Source organism: Bradyrhizobium sp. SZCCHNR1002 (assembly GCF_032381435.1).
GTDB classification, from domain to species: Bacteria; Pseudomonadota; Alphaproteobacteria; order Rhizobiales; family Xanthobacteraceae; genus Bradyrhizobium; species Bradyrhizobium aeschynomenes.
Map to the genome: position 1 here is coordinate 130,199 of NZ_JAUHIS010000006.1, position 20,697 is coordinate 150,895.

Consider the following 20,697-nt stretch of genomic DNA (forward strand, 5'->3'; position numbering starts at 1 on the left):
GACGACCGAGCACGCGATCGCGCCTACGCCACCACCCCCAAATTCTTCGCCGCCTGCCAGTTGCGCCAGAAGTCGTGGGGCATCTGGATGTGCGTGGCGCCGAGGAACGAGAACGCGTCGTTGACAGCGTTCGAGAATGCCGGCACGCCGCCGACATTGGGGCTTTCGCCGACGCCCTTGGCGCCGATCGGATGGTGCGGCGACGGGGTCACCGTGTAGTCGGTTTCCCAATGCGGCGTCTCGACCGCGGTCGGCATGAAGAAGTCCATGAACGAGCCGGTGACGACATTTCCTTCCGAATCGTAGCGGATCTCCTGGCCCATCGCGATGGCGAAGGCCTCGGTGAGGCCGCCATGCACTTGGCCCTCGATGATCATCGGGTTGATGCGGGTGCCGCAATCGTCGAGCGCGTAGAAGCGCCGGACCTTGTACACGCCGGTATCGACATCGATGTCCATCACGCAGAGATAGGCGCCGAACGGATAGGTCATGTTCGGCGGATCGTAGTAGCTCACCGCCTCCAGCCCCGGCTCCATGCCCGGCGGCACCGAGTTGTACGCCGCCCAGCAGATGTCCTTCATCGACATCGCCTTCTCCGGCAGGCCCTTGACGCGGAAACCGTCGATATCCCATTCGAGATCGTCCTCGTGGACCTCGAGCTTGTAGGCCGCGATCATCTGCGCCTTGGCCTTGATTTTGCGCGAAGCCATCGCAATGGCCGCGCCGGCGACCGGCGTCGAGCGCGAGCCGTAGGTGCCGAGGCCGTAAGGCGCGGTGTCGGTGTTGCCCTCCTCGACCATGATGTTGTCGGCGGGAATGCCGATCTCGCTGGCGATGATCTGCGCCCAGGTGGTCTCGTGCCCCTGGCCCTGGCTCTTGGTGCCCATCCGCGCGATGCCCGCCCCGGTCGGGTGCAGGCGAATCTCGCAGGAATCGAACATCGCGATGCCGAGAATATCGCAGTTCTTCGACGGGCCGGCGCCGACGATCTCGGTGAAAAAGCCGATGCCGATGCCCATGATCTCCCGGGTCTCGCCGCGCTTGAACGCGGCGCGCTTCTCGGCCTGCTCCTTGCGGAGACCAGCGTAGTCGACGGTCTCCATCATCTTGCGCATGGCGGTGTGGTAGTCGCCGGAATCATATTCCCACCCCAAGGCCGAGTGATAGGGAAACTGCTCCGGCTTGACGAAGTTCTTCAGGCGCAGCTCGGCCGGATCCATGCCGAGCTTCTGCGCCAGGATGTCCATCGCGCGCTCGATGCAGTAGGCGGCCTCGGTGACGCGGAACGAGCAGCGATAGGCGACGCCGCCCGGCGCCTTGTTGGTGTAGACGCCGTCGACCGCGAGATGTGCGACCGGAAAGTCGTAGGAGCCGGTGACGATGTTGAAGAAGCCGGCCGGCCATTTCGACGGATCGGCGCAGGCATCGAAGCCGCCGTGATCGGCCAGCACGTGGACACGCAGGCCGGTGACCTTGCCGTCCTTGGTCGCCGCGATCTCGGTCGTCATGTGATAGTCGCGCGCGAACGCGGTGGCGGTGAGGTTCTCGATGCGGTCCTCGACCCATTTGACCGGCTTGCCGGTGACGATCGAGGCCACCGCCGCGCAGATATAGCCGGGATAGGCGCCGACCTTGTTGCCGAAGCCGCCGCCGATATCCGGCGCGATGACGTGGATCTTCTGCTCCGGCAGCTTGGCGATCAGCGACACCACGGTACGAATGACATGCGGCGCCTGGAAGGTGCCCCAGATCGTCAGCTCGCCCTTGATCTTGTCGAACGAGCACACGCACTGGCAGGTTTCCAGCGGCGACGGATGGGTGCGGTGATAGGAGATCATCTCCTTGATCGTCACATCCGCCTTCTTGAACGCCGCGTCGGTCAGCTCCTTGTCGCCGACGGTCCATTCGAAGATGTGGTTGTGATGCTTGCGCGGGCCGTGCGCACCGGAGGTCTTGCCGGCGAGATCCTCGCGCAGCACCGGCGCATCCGGGTCCATCGCCTTGAACGGATCGACCAGAACCGGCAGCGGCTCGTAGTCGACGACCACCTTGGAGACGCCGTCATCGGCGGCGTAGCGGTCGGTGGCGACGACGAAGGCGACCTCCTGGTTCTGGAACAGCACCTTGCCGTCGGCGAGCACCATCTGCACGTCGCCGGCTAATGTCGGCATCCAGGCGAGGTTGACGGTCTTCAAGGTCTCGGCGGTGATGACCGCGAGCACGCCCGGCACCTTCAGCGCCTCCTCGGTGTGGATCGCCTTAACGCGCGCATGGGCATGCGGCGAGCGCACGAAGTCGCCATGCAGCATGCCCGGCAGCTTGACGTCATCGACGTAGTTGCCCTTGCCTTGGGTGAAGCGGATGTCCTCGACGCGCTTGCGCCGGCAGCCCATGCCTTCGAGGGCGGCTTCGCGTTGTTCCCGCGTGGGAGTCATGTCGTTCATTCCGCGGCCTCCTGGAATTCAACGCCGTTGATCTTGGCGGCGGCGTATTGGATCGCCTTGACGATGTTCTGATAGCCGGTGCAGCGGCAGATGTTGCCGGAGATGCCGGCGCGGATCTCGGCCTCGGTTGGCGACGGATTCTCCTTCAACAGCCGGTGCGCGCGAAGAATCATGCCGGGGGTGCAGAAGCCGCATTGCAGGCCGTGCATCATGCGGAAGCCTTCCTGCAGCGGCGACAGCGTGCCGTCCGCATTGGCCATGCCCTCAATCGTGGTGATCTCGGCACCATTGGCCTGCACCGCGAGCATGGTGCAGCTCTTCACGCTCATGCCGTCGATATCGACCGTGCAGGCGCCGCAATGGCTGGTCTCGCAGCCGATATGCGTGCCGGTGAGCTGTGCCTGCTCGCGCAGGAAATGAACCAGAAGCGTGCGCGGCTCGGCGAGACCTTCGACCTCGCTGCCGTTCACCTTCATCGTAACGTGGGTTTTGGGCATTCGGTGCTCCCTAAAGAACGTCTTTGAATTTTGAGCCGAGCTATCAGCCGCGATCTCGGTGCGCTCCCTCTCCCCGTTCTTCACGGGGAGAGGGTTGGGGTGAGGGGCAGCCGCACGAGCGGTGTATGCGGTGAGACCTGTACCCCCTCACCCGGATTGCATCTTCGATGCAATCCGACCTCTCCCCGCCCTAGCGAAGCTTCGCTTCGCCCTGGCGGGGCGAGGTTGCACCGCGTGCGCGGCTTCCGCATCGATTCCTTACTTCGCCCGGCTCGCCGCGCGCTGCAGCGCGCGCATGACCATGATGCCGCCGACATGGATGCGGTACTCGGCCGGGCCGCGCGCGTCGGAGGCCGGCTGCATGATCGCGCGCGCCGCCGTCGCGGCGGCTTTCAGCGCCGCCTCATCTAGCGTGGTGCCGATCACCGCATTCGCCGCGTCCGTCGCCAGCAGCGGCGTCTCATGCAGGTTGGTCAACGAAATCACGCACGTCGCCACCTTGCCGCCGACCATCGTCAGCACGACGCCGGCCGCCGCCGTCGCATAATCGCCAACCTTGCGCTTGAGCTTCTCGTAGGCATAGCCGTGCCCCGCCGGCGGCACGGGAATGCTGACTCCCGTCAGGATCTCACCGGGCTCCAGCGCGGTGAAATACGCGCCCTGATAAAATTCCCGCGCCGCGACCTCGCGGGCGCCGTTTGCCCCTTCGAGTCGGTACGTCGCATCCAGCGCCAGCATCAGCGCCGGCATGTCGTTGCCGGGATCGCCATTGGCAACGTTGCCACCGAGCGTGCCGCGGTAGCGCACCTGCGGATCGGCGATCAGCAGCGCCGTCTCATGCAGGATCGGCAACGCCTCACCGATCTCCTTGGAGGTTAGCAACTCGGCCTGTGTCGTCATGGCGCCAATCGCGATGCGGTCGCCCTCGCGGCAGATGCCCTTGAGGCCGGCGATGCCGTGCAGGTCGACCAGATGCGCAGGCGTCGCCAGCCGCAGCTTCATCATCGGCAGCAGGCTGTGACCGCCGGCGAGCGGACGGGCCTCGTCGCCGAGATCGGCGAGCAGCTTGATCGCGTCACCGACGCTCGCGGGCCGGTGATAGTCGAACGGACCAGGAATCATCTCGTTTCCCTTCCCTCATGCTGGCCTGCCTTGCCGGCTTGGCCGTTTACGTCGATGCGCGAACGTTCGTGCTGCAAGAGCGAATTGTGAACGCCAGCGGATCGCAAATTGGGCGGGAGAGTCGATCGGGATCGCGGGCCGCGCAACGGAGCGGGCACGGAGAGCGGTGAATTCGCACGAATGGCGGATCAACGCGCACGAATTGCGTCAGTCGACACGACCTAATCGCGCGAATGACGACTGCGATCGGATGCGCGAAGGCGCAGCGGCGTACGATGCTCACGACGTCAGGCGATGTGCATTGCAAAGGAGGCCGCGCCGGATGCTGCAGGCGCGAAACGACATCCCGAGATCACGCCGGCCGACGCAGCCCGAGCCGCGCCTTGACCTCGGCGACCTTGGCGCGGCTGACCGGCACGCGCGGCTTCGACGGCCCGTCGAGCTCGATGATGGCGCCCTCGCCTTCCTTGCCGACGAAGGTCACATGCTCGATCGCGACGATGTGACTGCGATGCACCCGGATGAAACGGCCGGGATCGAGCTGCGCCTCGGCCTCGGAGATCGACCACGGGCACATCCGCTCGCGGGTGCCGTCGTGCACTCTCGTATAGTGCGCATCGGCGCGGACGCTGCGGACATCCCCGGCGTCGATGAAATGGGTGCCGTTGGCGCCTTCGAGCGGCAGCCGCACTGCCGCGATGCGCGGCGGCTGGCCGATGCCGCCCAGCGGAGCGGCCTTGATACGTGTGGGAGGAGCGCTTTCGAGCGCGTCGGGAGGAGCAGCCGCAACGGGTTGCGCCGCAGGCGGCGGGGTGACCGGCTCCGGTGCGAGGTCAGGGGCAGCCACGGGGGGAGACGTGGCCGGCTCCACCGCGCGTCGCGCGTCGGGCACGAGCGACAGCAGGAAGCCTGCGGCCACGACGAAGCACAGCACAGCCACGACGATCGCCAGCACCTGCGGCGACGCAGCAAGCCCCGCGGCGGCATGCTGATGTCCCTCGCCGGCCGGCACGACATGCATGCCCAGCATCGCCGTGTAATGCATGCCGGAGACGGCGATGCCGAAGGCGAGCGCGCTGATGGCGAGCCGCAGGCCGTCCTGCCGCGCCAGGAAGATGCGCAGGCCGCCATAGGCGGCGACGATCGCGATCGCGACCGACAGCGCGACCAGCGCGGGATCATGCGTCAGCCCGAACCGGCCGGCGAGGCCGTGCATGCCGACATAATGCATGCTGGCGATGCCGGCGCCGAGCAGCAGCGCCGAGGGCACGACTCGCTGCGGTGAGGGATCGCCGATGCTGACGAAGAACAGGGAGATACCCACGACCAGCGCGCAGATCAGGAAGGAGATGATGGTCGGCAGCACCAGATACACGGCATCCGCCGGCAGCGGCGCGGCCATCATGCCCACGAAATGCATGGTCCAGATGCCGACCGCGAGAATGCCCGCGGCCCCCGACAGCAGCACGCGCGGACTCGCCCCCGGCCCGCTGCGGATGCGCGCGGTGAGACTGAATCCGGTATAACCACCCAGGCTCGCGATCACGACCGAGAGCGCGACGAGATAAGGATCGTATCCTTCGATCATCCTTGCCGGCCGCCCGTCGCCACGGGCCAGCCTCCTCCCGCAAAGATTTTACAGGGGGCGAGCGGGGAATGACAACACAAGGCGGGGAGCGCGAGGGGGCGTGATGTCGCTGGGGTTACCGAGCGTCGAACACAATCGCTGCTCTTGGGCGCGAGAGAGATCCGAACTCTCACCGCGAAGACGGTGCGCTCCCCTCCCCCTTGCGGGGAGGGGTCGGGGGTGGGGGTCCACGCATTCCGCTCAAAGTGATGAGCGTCGACTGCGAGAAGGCATATTGCCGGAAGTGAGTCTCATGGGATTCAGCGCCCGGAGACCCCCACCCCCAACCCCTCCCCGCAAGGGGGAGGGGAGCCCGGCGCCCGTGCTGTGAGATGCGCGATCTCGGCAATGAGAGCAGACGAAGACGTGTGGCTCGCCTCTGCCAGCCACACGCCCTCCCCGCCTCAGATGATCCCCGCCGCCACCTGGCTGCGCAGTCGCTCCAGGCTCAGCAAGGTCTCCGCGCAGGCCGTCGCCACCTCGACGCCCTTGGTTGCAAAATGCTTCCTGAAGAACTCGAAATGCGCCTGCGTCTCGTGGAATTGCTGTGGCGTCAGCACGGCGGAGAACACCGGCACCTCCGTGCGCAGCTGCACGTCCATCAACGCCTTGATGACGGCGTCGGAGACGAACTCGTGGCGATAGATGCCGCCGTCGACGACGAGGCCGGCCGCAACGATCGCGGTATAGCGCCGCGTCTTGGCGAGCAGTTGCGCATGCAGCGGGATCTCGAACGAGCCGGGCACCTCGAAGATGTCGACCCGGTCGCGCTGAATGTGGCGTGCCTCGATCTCGTCCAGAAACGCAATCCGGCATTCCGCGACGACGTCGCGATGCCAGGCCGACTGGACGAAGGCGACCCGCTGCGGCTTGGCGAAGCGCGGATGCGACGGCGCCGGGGGCGAGTCGTCAGGCGGGGATGCAGCCGGCGTGTCCGCCGGCGGCACGGCTTCAGTGGCGATATCGGTGGTGGTGTCGATGGTGTCTTGCAGCATCTGATTCATGGTTGTCCTCGATAGAGACCAGAATCAGGGCACACGGAACGACGACGCCCCCGCGCTGAGTGCGCAGGGTGCCGGGACCCGTTCTCTTTCATCCGGACTGTGACCGTCGGCTTCGGAATCGCACCGAATCTGCTGACCCTTCCCTTGCCGACGCGATCGGGAGTACGGAATTCTCCAGATCAGGCCTGCCAGAGAAGGCGCTCGCGGGCTCGCGCTCTCGACCGAGACCGCTTACCGCCGGTGGGGAATTTCGCCCCGCCCTGAGAACATGAGCCGCCCGGCTGGACGGCCCGAACGGACTATGCAGGGGCTCCGCCGCTGCGGCAAGGCCTCACGCCCGCAGGCTATGAGGGGCCACCATGCGGCCGCAGACGTCATTCCCGCGGCCAAATCGCCCTGGACGGGCGGTTTGCGGCGAATCCGATTCCGTTTTGTTCTCAAAACGGCATGATTCCACAGGCTGGACAGGAGTTGTGGACGAAGCGGTGTTTGGCTGTGGACGGACTCACCCCCCCGTTGCGCAGATTCCGCAAATCACATCAGTTTGTCCTCGCACGCCCGGGGTACCTCCGGGACTGCAAGCCGGGTCTCGAAGCGCCAGAGGGTGCGGGCCGGGTCGCCGCGTAAGTACCAACGAGATCAAGAAGACGAGGTCGAGACGGCATGTCCCTGCTCGAAAGCACTATCGATTCCGGAGATCATCCCTTGAGCGTGGTGGAGAACATCGCGTCCGACAACAATTGGATGTTCGAGCGCTCCGGCGAGGACGAGATCACGATCGCTTCCAAGGGGCAGTGGACCGACTATCAGCTCTCCTTCACGTGGATGGGCGAGATCGAGGCGCTGCATCTGGCCTGCGCCTTCGACATGAAGATTCCGGAGGCCCGCCGCGCCGAGGTGCAGCGGCTGATCGCGGCCATCAACGAGCAGCTCTGGCTCGGCCATTTCGACATCTGGACCCACACCGGCATGGTGATGCACCGCCAGGCGCTGGTGCTGCCCGGCGGCATCACCGCCTCCGGCCCGCAATGCGAAAGCATGCTCGCCGGCGCCATCCACGCCTGCGAGCGCTATTTCCCCGCCTTCCAGTTCGTGGTCTGGGCCGGCAAGTCGACGCAGGATGCCATGGCGGCGGCGCTGTTCGATACGGCGGGGGAGGCGTAAGCCGCCTCCCCTCTCGTCATGCGCGGGCTTGACCCGCGCATCCATCTCACCTCAAAAAGCCGCTTCTCATTGTCGATGGATGGCCGGGTCAAGCCCGGCCATGACAAGTGGTGGCTTGATGACCAGATCCGAACTCCAGAACACCACCGGCACCATCGTGCTGGCCGGCGCCGGCAAGATGGGCGGCGCGATGCTGACCGGCTGGCTGGCCGGCGGGCTCGATCCGGCGCGGGTGGTGGTGATCGAGCCGATGCCGTCGGCGGAGATCACCGCGCTGGCGGCCCGCGGCGTCCGCCTCAATCCGGCTGATGCCGCTCCGGCCGAGGTCGTCATCCTTGCCGTCAAGCCGCAGATGTTCCGCGAGGCCGGCCCGGCGCTGAAGCGGTGGGTCGGCGACGGCACGCTGGTGCTGTCGATCATGGCCGGCACCACGATCGCCAGCCTGCAGCAGGTCGTGGGCGGCGCGGTCGTGCGCGCGATGCCGAACACGCCGGCGGCGATCGGCCGCGGCATCACCGTGGCGGTGCCGGCCGGCAACGTCAGCGCCGCCCAGCGCGCCCTGACCGACGCGCTGTTGCGCGCCACCGGCGCGGTCGAATGGGTCGATGACGAGGCCCTGATGGATGCGGTGACCGCCGTGTCTGGCTCCGGCCCCGCTTACGTCTTCCTGCTCGCCGAGGAGCTCGCGCGCGCCGGCGTCGCTGCCGGGCTGCCAGAGGCGCTGGCCACGCGACTCGCGCGCGACACGGTGTCGGGCGGCGGCGAACTGTTGCGCCAGTCCGAGCTGTCGTCAGCGACGTTGCGCGAGAACGTCACCTCGCCCGGCGGCACCACCGCGGCGGCGCTGTCGGTGCTGATGGGAACGGACGGCTTCCAGCCGCTGCTGGAGCGCGCCGTGGCGGCCGCGACGGCCCGCTCGAAGGAATTGGCGAAGTAGCTCTCACACCCTCCGCCGTCATTGCCGGGCTTGACCCGGCAATCCATCCGCTTCGCAAGACCGGCTGATGAGAAGATGGATGCGCGGGTCAAGCCCGCGCATGACAAGCTTGTTTGACGCAAGACTGGTCGTTGCGCAGCAAGCAACCTCGTCCGCCGCCTGTCCCCTCCAGTAAGGTAAGTTACGGCACCGCGAAGCGCTTCTTGAACTGCTCGACATTGATCAGGCCGCGGCCGTGACGGCCGTCGCCGATCTTCACGTCGCCATGATAGGCTTCGACGCTGAAGCGGATGACGCGGCGCTCGACCTCGATCACCTCGGCGACCGTGCGAATGGTCGCGCCGACCGGCGATGCCGCGAGGTGGCGGACATTGACCTCGGTGCCGACCGTGACCCAGCCCGGCGGGAGCACCGGGTTGATGGCGTCCCCCGACGTCATCTCCATCTCCAGGATCATCATCGGCGTCGCATAGACCATCGGCATATGCGGCACGAAATGCCCGACGGTGCGCTCCGGCGGCACCACGAGCAGGCGCTCGGCGCGCATCCCCGGCTTGATGATGTCACGTGCGTCCATGGTGGCTCCGAGTTCAGTCGTCGTCCCGGACAAGCTGCGACGCGCGACAGCGCGGCGCAGCGCCGATCCGGAACCCACGCCGCGGCGGTCTTGATGGGCAAAAGCCCAATGACCAGCCTGCCTCAAACCGCTTCCAGGGGGTATGGGTCCCGGCTTTCGCCGGGACGACAGCGGTGGTGATCGAAACAGATGCTATTGGCTTCGCTTCGGCGTAACGGCGATCAACTACTTCTTCTGCTCGGCCAACCGCTCGACGAAGGTCTTTCCGCCCTTCATCTTGTGCGTCAGCGGCGCCTCGTTGATCTGAATGACGACGGCTTCGGGGTCGACGCCGAGATGCGTCACCAGGGCCTTGGTGATGTCGCGCATCATGTTGGCCTTCTGCTCGTCGGTGCGGCCGGCGGCCATGTTCACGGTGATCTCGGGCATTGACGGTTTCCTGTTGTGATCTCGTTATTAGTTGCTCGTCATTGCCGGGCTTGACCCGGCAATCCATCTCCAGACATCGACGATATCGATTGAAGAGATGGATGCGCGGGTCAAGCCCGCGCATGACGATCTTCCCCTTACCCCCAGCTCACGTCGTGGCGCGCGAGCACCTCGCGGACGGCGGCGACCAGTTCGTCCTCCTTGGCCGAGACCTGCGCCGGGCGGCTCTCGCGCCATTCCTGGTTGGAGGCGATCGCGGCGGCGGCCTTGGCGCCCTCGATCAGATCCTTGATCTGCACCTCGCCGCGGGCCTTCTCATCCGAGCCCTGGATGATGACGCAGGGCGCGTTGCGGCGGTCGGCATATTTGAGCTGGTTGCCCATGTTCTTCGGATTGCCGAGATAGAGCTCGGCGCGGATGCCGTGGCCGCGCAGGGTCGAGACCATCTTCTGATAGTCCGCGACACGGTCGCGATCGAACACGGTGACGACCACCGGCCCGAACGCCGGCCGCGTGTCGAGCTTGCCGAGCAGCGTCAGCGCCGCCTGCAGCCGCGACACGCCGATCGAGAAGCCGGTCGCCGGCACCGGCTCGCCGCGGAAGCGCGAGACGAGGCCGTCATAGCGGCCGCCGCCGCCGACCGAGCCGAAGCGCACCGGACGGCCCTTCTCGTCCTTGGTTTCGAGCAGAAGTTCGACTTCGTAGACGGGACCCGTGTAGTATTCGAGGCCGCGGACGACGGAAGGGTCGATCCGAATTCTACTTCGATCGTAACCTACGGATTCGACCAATTCCGATATTTGCTTAAGCTCTTCGATTCCTGCCCGAGAAGTCTCGTTCGAACCGAAATGCGTCATCAAACCATCGATGACGCCTTTGTTACTCTCGACAAAGTAGGATTTGCTGCCATCGACGGCAGAGAAGGTCATCACTGCACCCCGCTCTTGACGAACTCCCGTCGGCAAGTTGGTGACATCCTCTAATTCGGTAAGGTTCCCCTCTTGCAGCAGAGCGAATACGAGAACCTTTTCAATTTGCTCGTTGTCCAGACCTGCGCCTTTGGTGAAGTCGCCTTTCCCTTCCTCACTGCCATCCCAACGTCCGGGCCCCAGGAGCTTCTCGATCTCGGACGTCGGGAACTTGTCGAGCTTGTCGATTGCTCGCAGTACTGTCAGTCGGCGACCGGCATTCTCGTCGCCGCCAAGGCCAATGCTCTCCAAGATGCCATCGAGCACCTTCCGATTATTCACCTTCACGACATAAGCGCCGCGCGGAATCCCCAGCGCCTCCATCGTGTCCGCCGCCATCATGCACATCTCCGCGTCCGCCGCCGGCGAGCCGGAGCCGACGGTGTCGGCGTCGAACTGCATGAACTGGCGGAAGCGGCCGGGGCCCGGCTTCTCGTTGCGGAACACGTAGCCGGCGCGATAGCTGCGGTAGGGTTTCGGCAAGGCGTCGAAATTCTCGGCGACGTAGCGCGCCAAGGGCGCGGTGAGGTCGTAGCGCAGCGAGATCCACTGCTCGTCATCGTCCTGGAACGAGAACACGCCCTCGTTCGGCCGGTCCTGATCGGGCAGGAACTTGCCGAGCGCGTCGGTGTACTCGAACGCCGGCGTCTCCACCGGCTCGAAGCCGTAGCGCTCATAGACAATGCGGATCTTCTCGACCATTTCGCGCGTCGCCGCGATCGCAGCCGGGCCGCGATCCTCGAGCCCGCGCGGCAGCCGCGCCTTCAGCTTCTGGGGTTTCTTGGGTTTGTCGGACATGGGACTCGACCGTAGGGTGGGCAAAGCGCAGCGGGCCCACCATGGGCTGGATGACATCGCAGCGGTGGGCACGGCCCGCTTGCGCGGTCCTTGGCCCACCCAACGGGATGGAATGCGTTGCTGGCTTTGGTAGCAGCCGGGGCGCAGGGTCACAACCCGGGGAAGCTGCACGATTTCAGGCTCGTCATGGCCGGGCTTGACCCGGCCATCCACGACTTTTCATGCCGCGCGACGTGGATGCCCGGGACAAGCCCGGGCATGACGGCGAATGGAGCAGCGGGCTGCCCTACTTCACGTCCCGGATCCAATTGTGCGGATCCGGGCTGCGGCCGTACTGGATGTCGACCAGCTGCTTGCGCAGGCCCATGGCGACCGGGCCGGCATCGCCGCCGTTGATCAGGACATCGCCGCTCGTCGAGCGCACCTTGCCGATCGGCGAGATCACCGCGGCGGTGCCGCAGGCGAACGCCTCCTTCAGCTTGCCGCTCTTGGCATCTGCCCGCCACTGATCGATCGAATACGCCTCCTCGCGCACCTCGCGGCCGGCATCGCGGGCGAGCTTGATGATGGAGTCGCGGGTGATGCCCGGAAGGATGGTGCCGAGCGGCGGCGTCGACAGCGAGCCGTCGTCGAACACGAAGAACACGTTCATGCCGCCGAGCTCCTCGACATAGCGGCGCTCGATCGCATCCAGGAACACGACCTGATCGCAGCCATGCGCGATCGCCTCGGCCTGCGCCTTGAGGCTCGCGGCGTAATTGCCACCGCATTTGACGCCGCCGGTGCCGCCGACCGCGGCGCGGGTGTAGTTCTCCGAGACCCAGATCGAGACCGGGGCCGGGCCGCCCTTGAAATAGGAGCCGACCGGCGAGGCGATGACCGCGAAGATGTATTCGGCCGACGGCTTCACGCCCAGGAACACCTCGTTGGCGATCATGAACGGGCGCAGATACAGGCTGCCCTCGCCGCCCGGGATCCAGGCGCGGTCGATCCGGACGAGCTGCTCGACCGCCTCGATGAAGACGCTCTCGGGCAGCTGCGCCATCGCCATGCGCTCGGCCGAATTCCAGAACCGCTTGGCGTTGGCGTCGGGACGGAACAGATTCACGCCGCCATCGTCGCGCTTATAGGCCTTCAGCCCCTCGAAGATCTCCTGTGCGTAGTGCAGCACGGCGGCGGCCGGATCGAGCGGGAAGTTGGCGCGGGATTCGACGCGGGCGCTGTGCCAGCCCTTGTCCTGGCTGTACTGGACCACGGCCATGTGATCGGTGAACACCCGGCCAAAGCCCGGGTTGGCGAGCTTGGCGGCGCGCTCCTGGTCGGAGGTCGGGCTCGTCGTCGGCTTGATGTCGAATGTCAATGTCATGTCCTTGCTTCCCCCGCTCTGGTCGCCATTCGCGAGTTCTGGCGCCGACCCGTCCGTTCGGGCCAGTCGGCTTTTGAATTTCGGACTTGCCGCGGCCGGCCGTTGAGCCGGTCGCCGGGCAAGCGTGCCACCACAGGACATGCTTTTGCGCCCGGCGGAAGTCCAGTATGGTTTGCCGAAATGCCGCTCGACATCACACGGTTGTTCGTACCGTCGCCCAGGGTTGCCCGTCCGGGTTGCTTTTGGCCCGTCCAGACACGTCTTGAGACGATCGCCCGCCGATGAAACGATCTAAAATTTCGTGGCGGGCGATTGTTTTGTAACATTGAACCGCAGAAACGTCAATATGGCTGACATAAATTTCTCGTCTCCGACGTTGAGCCCCGAGCTGCGCGCGGCCGAGCCCTCCGCGACGGCCGGCGAGCCGCTGCGTTGGGACATCATCGAGCTTCTGTTCTTCGCCTACCGGGATTTCGTCGGGGACGCCGATCATGAGCTGGAGGCGTTCGGCTTCGGCCGCGCGCATCATCGCGTGATGCATTTCGTCACACGCTATCCCGGCCTGAAGGTCGCCGATCTCCTCGACGTGCTGCGCATCACCAAGCAGTCGCTCGGCCGCGTGCTGAAGCAGCTGCTCGACGAGGACTACATCGTTCAGAAGACCGGCAACAATGACCGGCGCCAGCGCCTTCTTTTCGCCACGCCGAAGGGCGAGGCGCTGGTGGCCAAGCTCGCCGGACTGCAGACCGCGCGCATCGACCGCGCGCTGGAGCAGGTCGGGCCGGCCGGCGCCGAGAAGGTCCGGCAGTTCCTGCGCGCGATGATCGATCGCGACGATCCGGACAAGGTGCTGGAAGCCATCTTCAGGACGCCCGCCGCCGCTGCCAAGGAGTGACCGTGACGATCACAGCCATCGCACCGCATCCGCCGCAGACGCCGGCCGACGACGCGCCGCATCTCCTGCTCGTCGACGACGACCGCCGCATCCGCGATCTCTTGTCGCGCTTCCTGCGCGGCGAAGGCTATCGCGTCACCACGGCGGCGAGCGCGAGCGATGCCCGCGCCAAGCTGACGGGACTACATTTCGATCTCCTGATTCTGGACGTGATGATGCCCGGCGAGAGCGGCTTCGACCTCGCTCGCTTCATCCGCACGCAATCCTCCGTTCCGATCGTGATGCTGACCGCGCGCGCCGAGCCCGAAAGCCGCATCGAAGGCCTGCAGCTCGGCGCCGACGACTACGTGGCCAAACCCTTCGAACCCAGAGAGCTCGCGCTGCGCATCGGCAACATCCTCAAGCGCGCCGCGCCGCCGCCGGCGGAGGAGGTCGTCGAGCAGATCGCATTCGGCCCGTTCGTCTATCACCTGGCACGCGGCGAGCTGAAACAGGGCGAGGAGATCGTCCACCTCACCGACCGCGAGCGCGAGATGCTGCGCATCCTGGCCACCGCCCGCGGCGAGACCGTGCCGCGCGGCGCACTCACCGGCAACGGCACCGTCAACGAGCGCGCCGTCGACGTCCAGATCAACCGCCTCCGCCGCAAGCTGGAGATCGACCCCGCGAATCCGCTGTTCCTGCAGGCCGTGCGCGGCATCGGCTACCGGCTGATGGTGACGGGGTGATGATCCGACGCGAGCATCACGGCAAAGCTCCATCTTCGCCGACAAAGTTGTGCACACATCCAGCGGCCTACACGGTGCACCCTCTCCCCTTGTGGGAGAGGGTGGATCGCATGAGCGTAGCGAAATGCGAGCCGGGTGAGGGGTATGCCTCCGCAGATGAGATCGCGGAGGCATACCCCTCACCCGGTTTCGAACTTCGTTCGAAACCACCCTCTCCCACAAGGGGAGAGGGTGCACCGACTTCGCAGCGCGCGATCGTGCAACTGCAAACCCCTTTTTGCACATGACCACGCTCGACACCGGCCTCACCCTCATCCGCACCGCCTCGCGCCGCGTGTCGCGCGCCAACAGCATCGTCGGCAATGCCTTCAAGGGCTGGATGCCGACGGGGCTCTACGCCCGCGCGCTGCTGATCATGATCGTGCCGATGGTGATCCTGCAGACGGTGGTCGCCGGCGTCTTCATGGAGCGGCACTGGAACACGGTGACGCGCCGCCTCTCCGCCGCCGTGGTGCAGGACGTGGCCGCGCTGATCGACATCTACAAGGGCTATCCGCAGGACAAGGACCGCACCATGCTGCGCCGGATCGCGCAGCAGCGGCTCAACCTCGTGGTCGACTTCCTGCCCGCCGGCGACATGCCGCCGCCCGGGCCGAAGCCGTTCTTCAATCTGCTCGACCAGTCGTTGTCGAGCCAGATCGGCCGCCAGATCAGCCGCCCCTACTGGATCGACACGGTCGGCCGCTCCAACCTGGTCGAGATCCGCATTGCACTGGACGATGCCGTGATGCGCGTGTTCGCGCAGCGCGGCGCGGCCTATGCGTCGAACACCGACATCTTCCTGTTCTGGATGGTCGGGACGTCCTCGATCCTGCTGATCGTCTCGGTGCTGTTCCTGCGCAACCAGATCAAGCCGATCCTGCGCCTTGCGGATGCCGCCGAGAGTTTCGGCAAGGGCCGCGAGGTGCCGAACTTCCGGCCGCGCGGCGCGCGCGAGGTGCGGCGCGCGGCGCACGCCTTCCTGGAGATGAAGGCGCGCATCGAGCGCACGCTCGAGCAGCGCACCGCGATGCTGGCCGGCGTCAGCCACGATCTGCGCACCATCCTGACGCGCTTCAAGCTGGAGCTGGCGCTGCTCGGCGACAGTCCCGAGATCGACGCGATGCGCAAGGACGTCGACGAGATGTCGCACATGCTGGAGGACTATCTGGCGTTTGCGCGCGGCGACAATGGCGAGATCGCGCAGCCGACCGACATCTCCAACGCGCTGGAGGAGCTGCGCAGCGACGCCGAGCGCAACGGCCATTCCGCCACGGTGTCGTTCCACGGCCTGCCGGTGGTCACCGTGAAGCCGCAGGCGCTGAAGCGCTGTCTCGGCAATCTCGTCTCCAACGCCGCCCGCCATGCGGACGCGATCGCCATCACCGGCCATCGCGACCACCGCTATCTCACCATCACCGTGGACGATGACGGCCCGGGCATTCCCGCCGCCATGCGCGAGGAGGTGTTCAAGCCGTTCCTGCGCCTCGACGACGCGCGCAACCAGGACGAGGGCGGCACCGGCCTCGGCCTCGCCATCGCCCGCGACATCGCCCGCTCCCATGGCGGCGACATCACGCTCGGCGACAGCCCGATGGGCGGCCTGCGCGCCAGCGTCCGGATTCCGGTGTAGCTCGCGGGTCTAGCTCATTCCTGCGCGATCACCGCGTCGAGCCACGCGCAGTTCAGCGGCGGAACGCTGGGGTCGGGCACACGGACGCCGCGTGCGGCGGCGGAGAGTCGCATGTCGCGCATGCGCTTGCGCTGCTCATCCGGCAAATACAGTCGCTCGTGTCCCCACAAGGACGGACCATCGAAGGTCTCATGCGGCTGCCAGGTCGCGGGATCGATCACCCGTCCGCCCCAGCCATATTCGATGAAGAAGCCGGAGGGCGTGTTGACGTAGAACGAGGTCATGTGGTCGTTGGTGTGCCGACCCAGCGTGTAGGCCACGCGCCCTTCGTCGAGTTGCGCCAGGTCGTAGCCCTGGCCGACGTCGTCGAGGCTGCCGAGCTCCACCATGAAATGATGCAGCGTCCGGCGGCCGGAGCCGACCATCGCGAAGCTGTGGTGCCGGCCGTTGACGTGGAAGAAATAGAGCTTGTAAGGCGTCAGGCCGAAGTCGGAGACCTGGAAGCCGAGCAGGTCGCGATAGAACGCCAGCAGCGGCTCGACCTCCTCGACGTTGAGCACGACGTGTCCCATGCCGAGCGGCCCGGTGCGGAAACCGGAGATCGGACGTCCCGGGCTGAAGGGATCGGAGGCGACGGCTGCCCCCCAGAACACTTCGATCGTATTGCCCGCCGGATCCTGAAACGAAATCAGCTCGGTGACGTGACGCTCGTCAGCCAGCGCGCGCGAGCCGCGGGCGACCCTCACCCCATGGTCATCGAGACGGCTGGCGAGGCGCGCGAGCGCGGCGGCGTCGCCGACCTCCCAACCCATGACGGCGAGTCCGCTATCATCGCTGCCGTCGACGATCAGCCGCTGCTTGCGGTCGTCCATGCGGTAAGCCTGCTTCCCGGCCGCACGATCGATGCGCTGCATCCCCAGCAGCTCGGTCGCCATGCGTCCCCACTGCTCTGTTTGGAACGACTTGATGCCGACGTAACCGAGCGCCGTGATTTCCATGGTGTTTTCTCCCGAAAGGCGCGGGCCAAATTTCGTATCAGCTCCGCGCGGTCCTGCAGTAGACTGGTGCCCCTGCATCCGGCTCGCGTTCTCAAGACGGTATCGGCGGACGGAAACGAAGAACAGGGAGGATTTTCCAAGTGTCCAAGCAACGGACGCGATCTCCGCACGCCCGTCCTGCGGAGGGTGTCCGCGCCTTCAAGCGGGGCCTCGACGTGCTCCGCGCGGTCAATCGGTCCGGCGGCATTCGCGCCGGCGACGTCGCACGCCAGCTCGATCTGCCGCGGCCCACGGTCTATCGCCTGCTCGAAACACTCGAGGAGCTCGGCTATGTCGCGCGCAGCGCCAGCGACGACCGCTTCCGGGTGACGCGCCATGCGCTGAGCCTCGGCGACGGCTATGATCCCGGCATCGTCATCTGCCAGGCCGCAGCGCCCTATCTCGCCGAGCTCAGCCGCACCCTGGTGTGGCCCGTCGATCTGTCGACCTACGAGAACGGCGCGATGGTCATCCAGGAGACCACGCATGCGCGCAGCCCGCTCTCGATCGACCGCAGCATGATCGGCAAGCGGCTGCCGATGCTGCAGACCTCGGCCGGCCGGGCCTATCTCGCCGCCTGCCCTCCCGCGGAGCGCGACCTCATCATCAACCACTTGCGACGCATCGAGAATGCCGAGGACGTCACCTTCCTGGCACCCGAGCGGCTGCAACGCATGATGAATGAAACGGCTCGGCGCGGCTATGCGATCCGCGACGAGGGCGAGTTCAATCCGAAAACGTCGTCGATCGCCGTGCCGATCGTGCGGGACGACGTCGTGTTCGGCTGCATCTCGATCATCTGGATCCGCTCCGCCATGACCCTGGAGGAGGCCATCGCCCAGTACGCGGCCCCCTTGCGCGACGCCGCAGCCGCCATCCCCGTCGAGCGTTAAGCGTCCGCTGGGCGGACAGTTGGTGACCGCGCCTTGAAGCTGCGAGGCGGTTGCGGATCAGATGCGGCCATGAGCAACACGGCCGCAAACTCCCAAAACTTCGACGTCGTGATTGTCGGTCGCGGGCCCGTCGGCTCGACGCTCGCCAATCTGCTCGGCCTGTGTGGCATCCGCACCCTGGTGCTGGAGCGCGAAGCCAAGACCTATCACCTGCCGCGCGCAGTGCATTTCGACGACGAATGCATGCGCGTGTTCCAGACCATCGGCCTCGCCGACGCCATCCTGCCCCACCTCACTCTCAGTCCCGGCATGCGCTTCGTCGATGTGGAGGGCCGGCTGCTGCTCGACTGGCCGCGTCCGAGCGAGCCGACCGCGATGGGCTGGAATTTGAGCTATCGCTTCCATCAGCCGGACCTCGAAGCCGTGCTCAACAGCGGCCTGGAGCGCTGGCCTCATGTCGAGTTGCGCACGCGCTGCGATGTCTTCGCGCTGGAGCAGGACCAGGACGGCGCCCGCGTGCGCTATGAGGATCTCGCCACCGGCCGGCTCGTCGACGTCTCCTGTGCCTACGTCGTCGGCTGCGACGGAGCGCGCTCGCTGGTGCGGCGCTTCATCGGCTCGGCGCTCGACGATCTCGGGTTTCACGAGCGCTGGCTGGTCTGCGACGTGCTGCTGAGAGAGGAACGACCGGACCTCGGCGATTTCAGCGTCCAGCACTGCAACCCGCAGCGTCCCGCGACCTACATTCGCGGCACCGGCAACCGCCGACGCTGGGAAATTACGGTTCATCCTGACGAGGATGCGGTCGACATTGTCCAGCCGGCGCGCGTCTGGGAGCTGCTCTCGCGCTGGCTCCAGCCCACAGAGGCCGAGATCGAACGCGCCGCCGTCTACACGTTCCACTCCGCAGTGGCCCGGCAGTGGCGCGGCGGACGGTTCCTGCTCGCAGGCGATTCCGCGCATCAGACCCCGCCTTTCCTCGGCCAGGGCATGTGTGCCGGCATTCGCGACGCAGCCAACCTCGCCTGGAAGCTCGCTCATGTGATCGCCGGCAAGGCAACGCCTGATCTTCTCGACACCTATCAGAGCGAACGCGCGCCGCATGTGCGGGAGTTCATCGAGCTCGCGATCCGGCTGGGTGGGCTCATCAACACCAAGGCGGTCGAGGCAGCGCTCGCGACCGGCACGGCACAGCGCGACGGCCAGCTCAAGCTCGACGTGCAGAAGCCGCTGCTCGGCCCGGGCCCGGCGTGTTGCGATCGCAGTCTGACGGCACGACTGGCGCCGCAATTCCGCAGCCGTGATCACGGCCGCAGCGACGACCGTGTCGGCTATCGCTTCGCGCTGCTGTGCCGGTCGGGACTCGGGACCGCAGTGATCGAGCAGCATCATGCCAGCCTGACGGCCGCTGACGTCAACATACTTTGTGGCGAGGAAGCCGGCGGCCTCGACGGCTGGCTCGATCAGCACGGCTTCGACGCCGTGCTGATGCGCCCCGACCGTTACATCCTGGGTGCCGTGCGCCGGGGCGACGATCCCGCGGCGCTGTTGTCCGGCCTCGCCTTCCTCGCACCGCTGCCGAGCGTCGCCTGATCGTTTCCGTTTGTCCTGAGAGGGGTCACGTATGAAGCTGGTTTCCTTTGTCATCGACGGGCGCCCGGGGTACGGCGCAGTGAAGGGAGACGGTGTCGTCGACCTCGGCCGGCGGCTGCCGGCGAAAAGCCTGCGCGCGCTGCTCGAGGCGGATGCGCTTCGCGACGCCGCCGCGCTGCTCACCTCCGAACGGCCCGACTATCCGCTCGATGCGATCGCCTTCGCGCCCGTCATCCCCGATCCCGGCAAGATCATTTGCGTCGGACTGAACTATCGCGACCACGTCGCCGAGACCGGACGGACGGTCACCGAGAAGCCCGCGCTGTTCGCGCGCTTTGCGACCAGCCAGGTCGGACATCTGCAGCCGATCGTTCGCCCCGGCGTCTCCGATCATTTCGACTATGAGGGCGAGCTTGCGCTCGTGATCGGGACAGCCGGCCGGCACGTCCGGCGCGAGAACGCGCTTGCGCACATCGCCGGCTATTCCTGCTACAACGAAGGCAGCATCCGCGACTGGCAGCGCCACACCTCGCAATTCCTGTCGGGCAAGACCTTCGACCAGTCCGGCGCATTCGGCCCCTGGCTGGTCACCGCCGACGAGATCCCCGACCCGTCCAAGCTGACGCTGCAGACCCGCCTCAATGGCGAGACCGTGCAGCGGACCACGACGGACCTCCTCATCACCGATGTGCCCGATCTCATCGCCTACTGCTCGACGATCATGACCTTGCTGCCGGGAGACGTGATCGTCACCGGAACGCCGGGAGGTGTCGGCTTCAAGCGCAACCCGCCGCTGTTCATGAAGCCCGGCGATACGGTCGAGGTCGAGATCTCGGGCATCGGCGTGCTGCGCAATCCCGTGGCCGCCGAACCGGCAGCCTGACGTCTCCGCCTCGCGGACAACCGCTGGGCGCAGCAACCAAACACCACATAACAAACAAGATCG

General features: G+C 66.2%; 17 protein-coding genes, 1 pseudogene and 1 riboswitch. Of the genes and pseudogenes, 8 read left to right on the forward strand and 10 right to left on the reverse strand.

Annotation, left to right across the window (positions count from 1 at the left end):
• Nucleotides 1-23: 23 nt before the first annotated feature.
• From QX108_RS25600 to QX108_RS25620, 5 genes are all read right to left on the reverse strand, one after another.
• Nucleotides 24-2,444: an aerobic carbon-monoxide dehydrogenase large subunit gene (locus tag QX108_RS25600; RefSeq protein WP_315787482.1), complete on the reverse strand. Its 2,421-nt coding sequence runs from the start codon at nt 2,442-2,444 to the stop codon at nt 24-26.
• The gene (locus QX108_RS25605; protein WP_012029577.1) at nt 2,441-2,941 is read right to left on the reverse strand and encodes a (2Fe-2S)-binding protein; all 501 of its coding nucleotides are present in this window, start codon (nt 2,939-2,941) and stop codon (nt 2,441-2,443) included. The genes QX108_RS25600 and QX108_RS25605 overlap by 4 nt, the downstream gene beginning before the upstream one ends.
• A gap of 258 nt (nt 2,942-3,199) precedes the next feature.
• Nucleotides 3,200-4,063, reverse strand: coding sequence for a xanthine dehydrogenase family protein subunit M (locus QX108_RS25610; protein WP_315784542.1), 864 nt, complete (start codon nt 4,061-4,063; stop codon nt 3,200-3,202).
• Nucleotides 4,064-4,415: 352 nt separating this feature from the next.
• The gene (locus tag QX108_RS25615; RefSeq protein ID WP_315784540.1) at nt 4,416-5,651 is read right to left on the reverse strand and encodes an MHYT domain-containing protein; all 1,236 of its coding nucleotides are present in this window, start codon (nt 5,649-5,651) and stop codon (nt 4,416-4,418) included.
• Between the two features lie 443 nt (nt 5,652-6,094).
• The gene (locus QX108_RS25620; protein WP_315784538.1) at nt 6,095-6,694 is read right to left on the reverse strand and encodes a 6,7-dimethyl-8-ribityllumazine synthase; all 600 of its coding nucleotides are present in this window, start codon (nt 6,692-6,694) and stop codon (nt 6,095-6,097) included.
• A 76-nt stretch (nt 6,695-6,770) separates the two neighbouring features.
• A riboswitch (FMN riboswitch) is annotated at nt 6,771-6,966 on the reverse strand.
• Between the two features lie 391 nt (nt 6,967-7,357).
• On the opposite strand from QX108_RS25620, the gene QX108_RS25625 reads away from it, so the two are divergent.
• Together QX108_RS25625 and proC are read left to right on the forward strand one after the other, a co-directional pair.
• Entirely contained in the window at nt 7,358-7,858 is a 501-nt protein-coding gene (locus QX108_RS25625) for a YbjN domain-containing protein (protein WP_172112422.1), read from the forward strand.
• Between the two features lie 118 nt (nt 7,859-7,976).
• On the forward strand, nt 7,977-8,795 hold the full coding sequence (gene proC / locus QX108_RS25630) for a pyrroline-5-carboxylate reductase (RefSeq protein ID WP_315784536.1): 819 nt from the start codon (nt 7,977-7,979) through the stop codon (nt 8,793-8,795).
• A 181-nt stretch (nt 8,796-8,976) separates the two neighbouring features.
• On the opposite strand, the gene QX108_RS25635 is transcribed toward proC, so the two are convergent.
• The 4 genes and pseudogenes from QX108_RS25635 to QX108_RS25650 form a co-directional block, all read right to left on the reverse strand.
• On the reverse strand, nt 8,977-9,372 hold the full coding sequence (locus QX108_RS25635; protein ID WP_315721747.1) for a thioesterase family protein: 396 nt from the start codon (nt 9,370-9,372) through the stop codon (nt 8,977-8,979).
• A gap of 225 nt (nt 9,373-9,597) precedes the next feature.
• A pseudogene (locus QX108_RS25640) lies at nt 9,598-9,804 on the reverse strand (tautomerase family protein); the annotation flags it as partial.
• A gap of 134 nt (nt 9,805-9,938) precedes the next feature.
• Nucleotides 9,939-11,624: a histidine--tRNA ligase gene (gene hisS / locus QX108_RS25645; protein ID WP_315799615.1), complete on the reverse strand. Its 1,686-nt coding sequence runs from the start codon at nt 11,622-11,624 to the stop codon at nt 9,939-9,941.
• A gap of 229 nt (nt 11,625-11,853) precedes the next feature.
• Complete coding sequence (locus QX108_RS25650) at nt 11,854-12,933, reverse strand: branched-chain amino acid aminotransferase (protein WP_315721750.1); 1,080 nt, start codon at nt 12,931-12,933, stop codon at nt 11,854-11,856.
• A gap of 346 nt (nt 12,934-13,279) precedes the next feature.
• Between QX108_RS25650 and QX108_RS25655 the strand changes: the two genes are divergently transcribed.
• The 3 genes from QX108_RS25655 to QX108_RS25665 all read left to right on the forward strand — a co-directional run bounded on the left by QX108_RS25655 (nt 13,280) and on the right by QX108_RS25665 (nt 16,228).
• Entirely contained in the window at nt 13,280-13,828 is a 549-nt protein-coding gene (locus tag QX108_RS25655) for a MarR family winged helix-turn-helix transcriptional regulator (RefSeq protein WP_315721751.1), read from the forward strand.
• Nucleotides 13,825-14,556: a response regulator gene (locus QX108_RS25660; protein ID WP_172112428.1), complete on the forward strand. Its 732-nt coding sequence runs from the start codon at nt 13,825-13,827 to the stop codon at nt 14,554-14,556. The genes QX108_RS25655 and QX108_RS25660 overlap by 4 nt, the downstream gene beginning before the upstream one ends.
• A gap of 283 nt (nt 14,557-14,839) precedes the next feature.
• Nucleotides 14,840-16,228: an ATP-binding protein gene (locus tag QX108_RS25665; RefSeq protein WP_315784529.1), complete on the forward strand. Its 1,389-nt coding sequence runs from the start codon at nt 14,840-14,842 to the stop codon at nt 16,226-16,228.
• A gap of 14 nt (nt 16,229-16,242) precedes the next feature.
• On the opposite strand, the gene QX108_RS25670 is transcribed toward QX108_RS25665, so the two are convergent.
• A complete protein-coding gene (locus QX108_RS25670) occupies nt 16,243-17,226 on the reverse strand; it encodes a VOC family protein (protein ID WP_315784527.1) in 984 nt (327 codons plus the stop codon).
• Nucleotides 17,227-17,366: 140 nt separating this feature from the next.
• Between QX108_RS25670 and QX108_RS25675 the strand changes: the two genes are divergently transcribed.
• The 3 genes from QX108_RS25675 (at nt 17,367) to QX108_RS25685 (ending at nt 20,634) form a co-directional block, all read left to right on the forward strand.
• Nucleotides 17,367-18,158 (forward strand): DNA-binding transcriptional regulator, encoded by a 792-nt coding sequence (locus QX108_RS25675; RefSeq protein WP_315721754.1) that lies wholly within the window; start codon nt 17,367-17,369, stop codon nt 18,156-18,158.
• A gap of 69 nt (nt 18,159-18,227) precedes the next feature.
• Complete coding sequence (locus QX108_RS25680; RefSeq protein WP_315784525.1) at nt 18,228-19,751, forward strand: bifunctional 3-(3-hydroxy-phenyl)propionate/3-hydroxycinnamic acid hydroxylase; 1,524 nt, start codon at nt 18,228-18,230, stop codon at nt 19,749-19,751.
• A 31-nt stretch (nt 19,752-19,782) separates the two neighbouring features.
• Nucleotides 19,783-20,634, forward strand: coding sequence for a fumarylacetoacetate hydrolase family protein (locus QX108_RS25685; protein ID WP_315784523.1), 852 nt, complete (start codon nt 19,783-19,785; stop codon nt 20,632-20,634).
• Nucleotides 20,635-20,697: the final 63 nt, after the last annotated feature.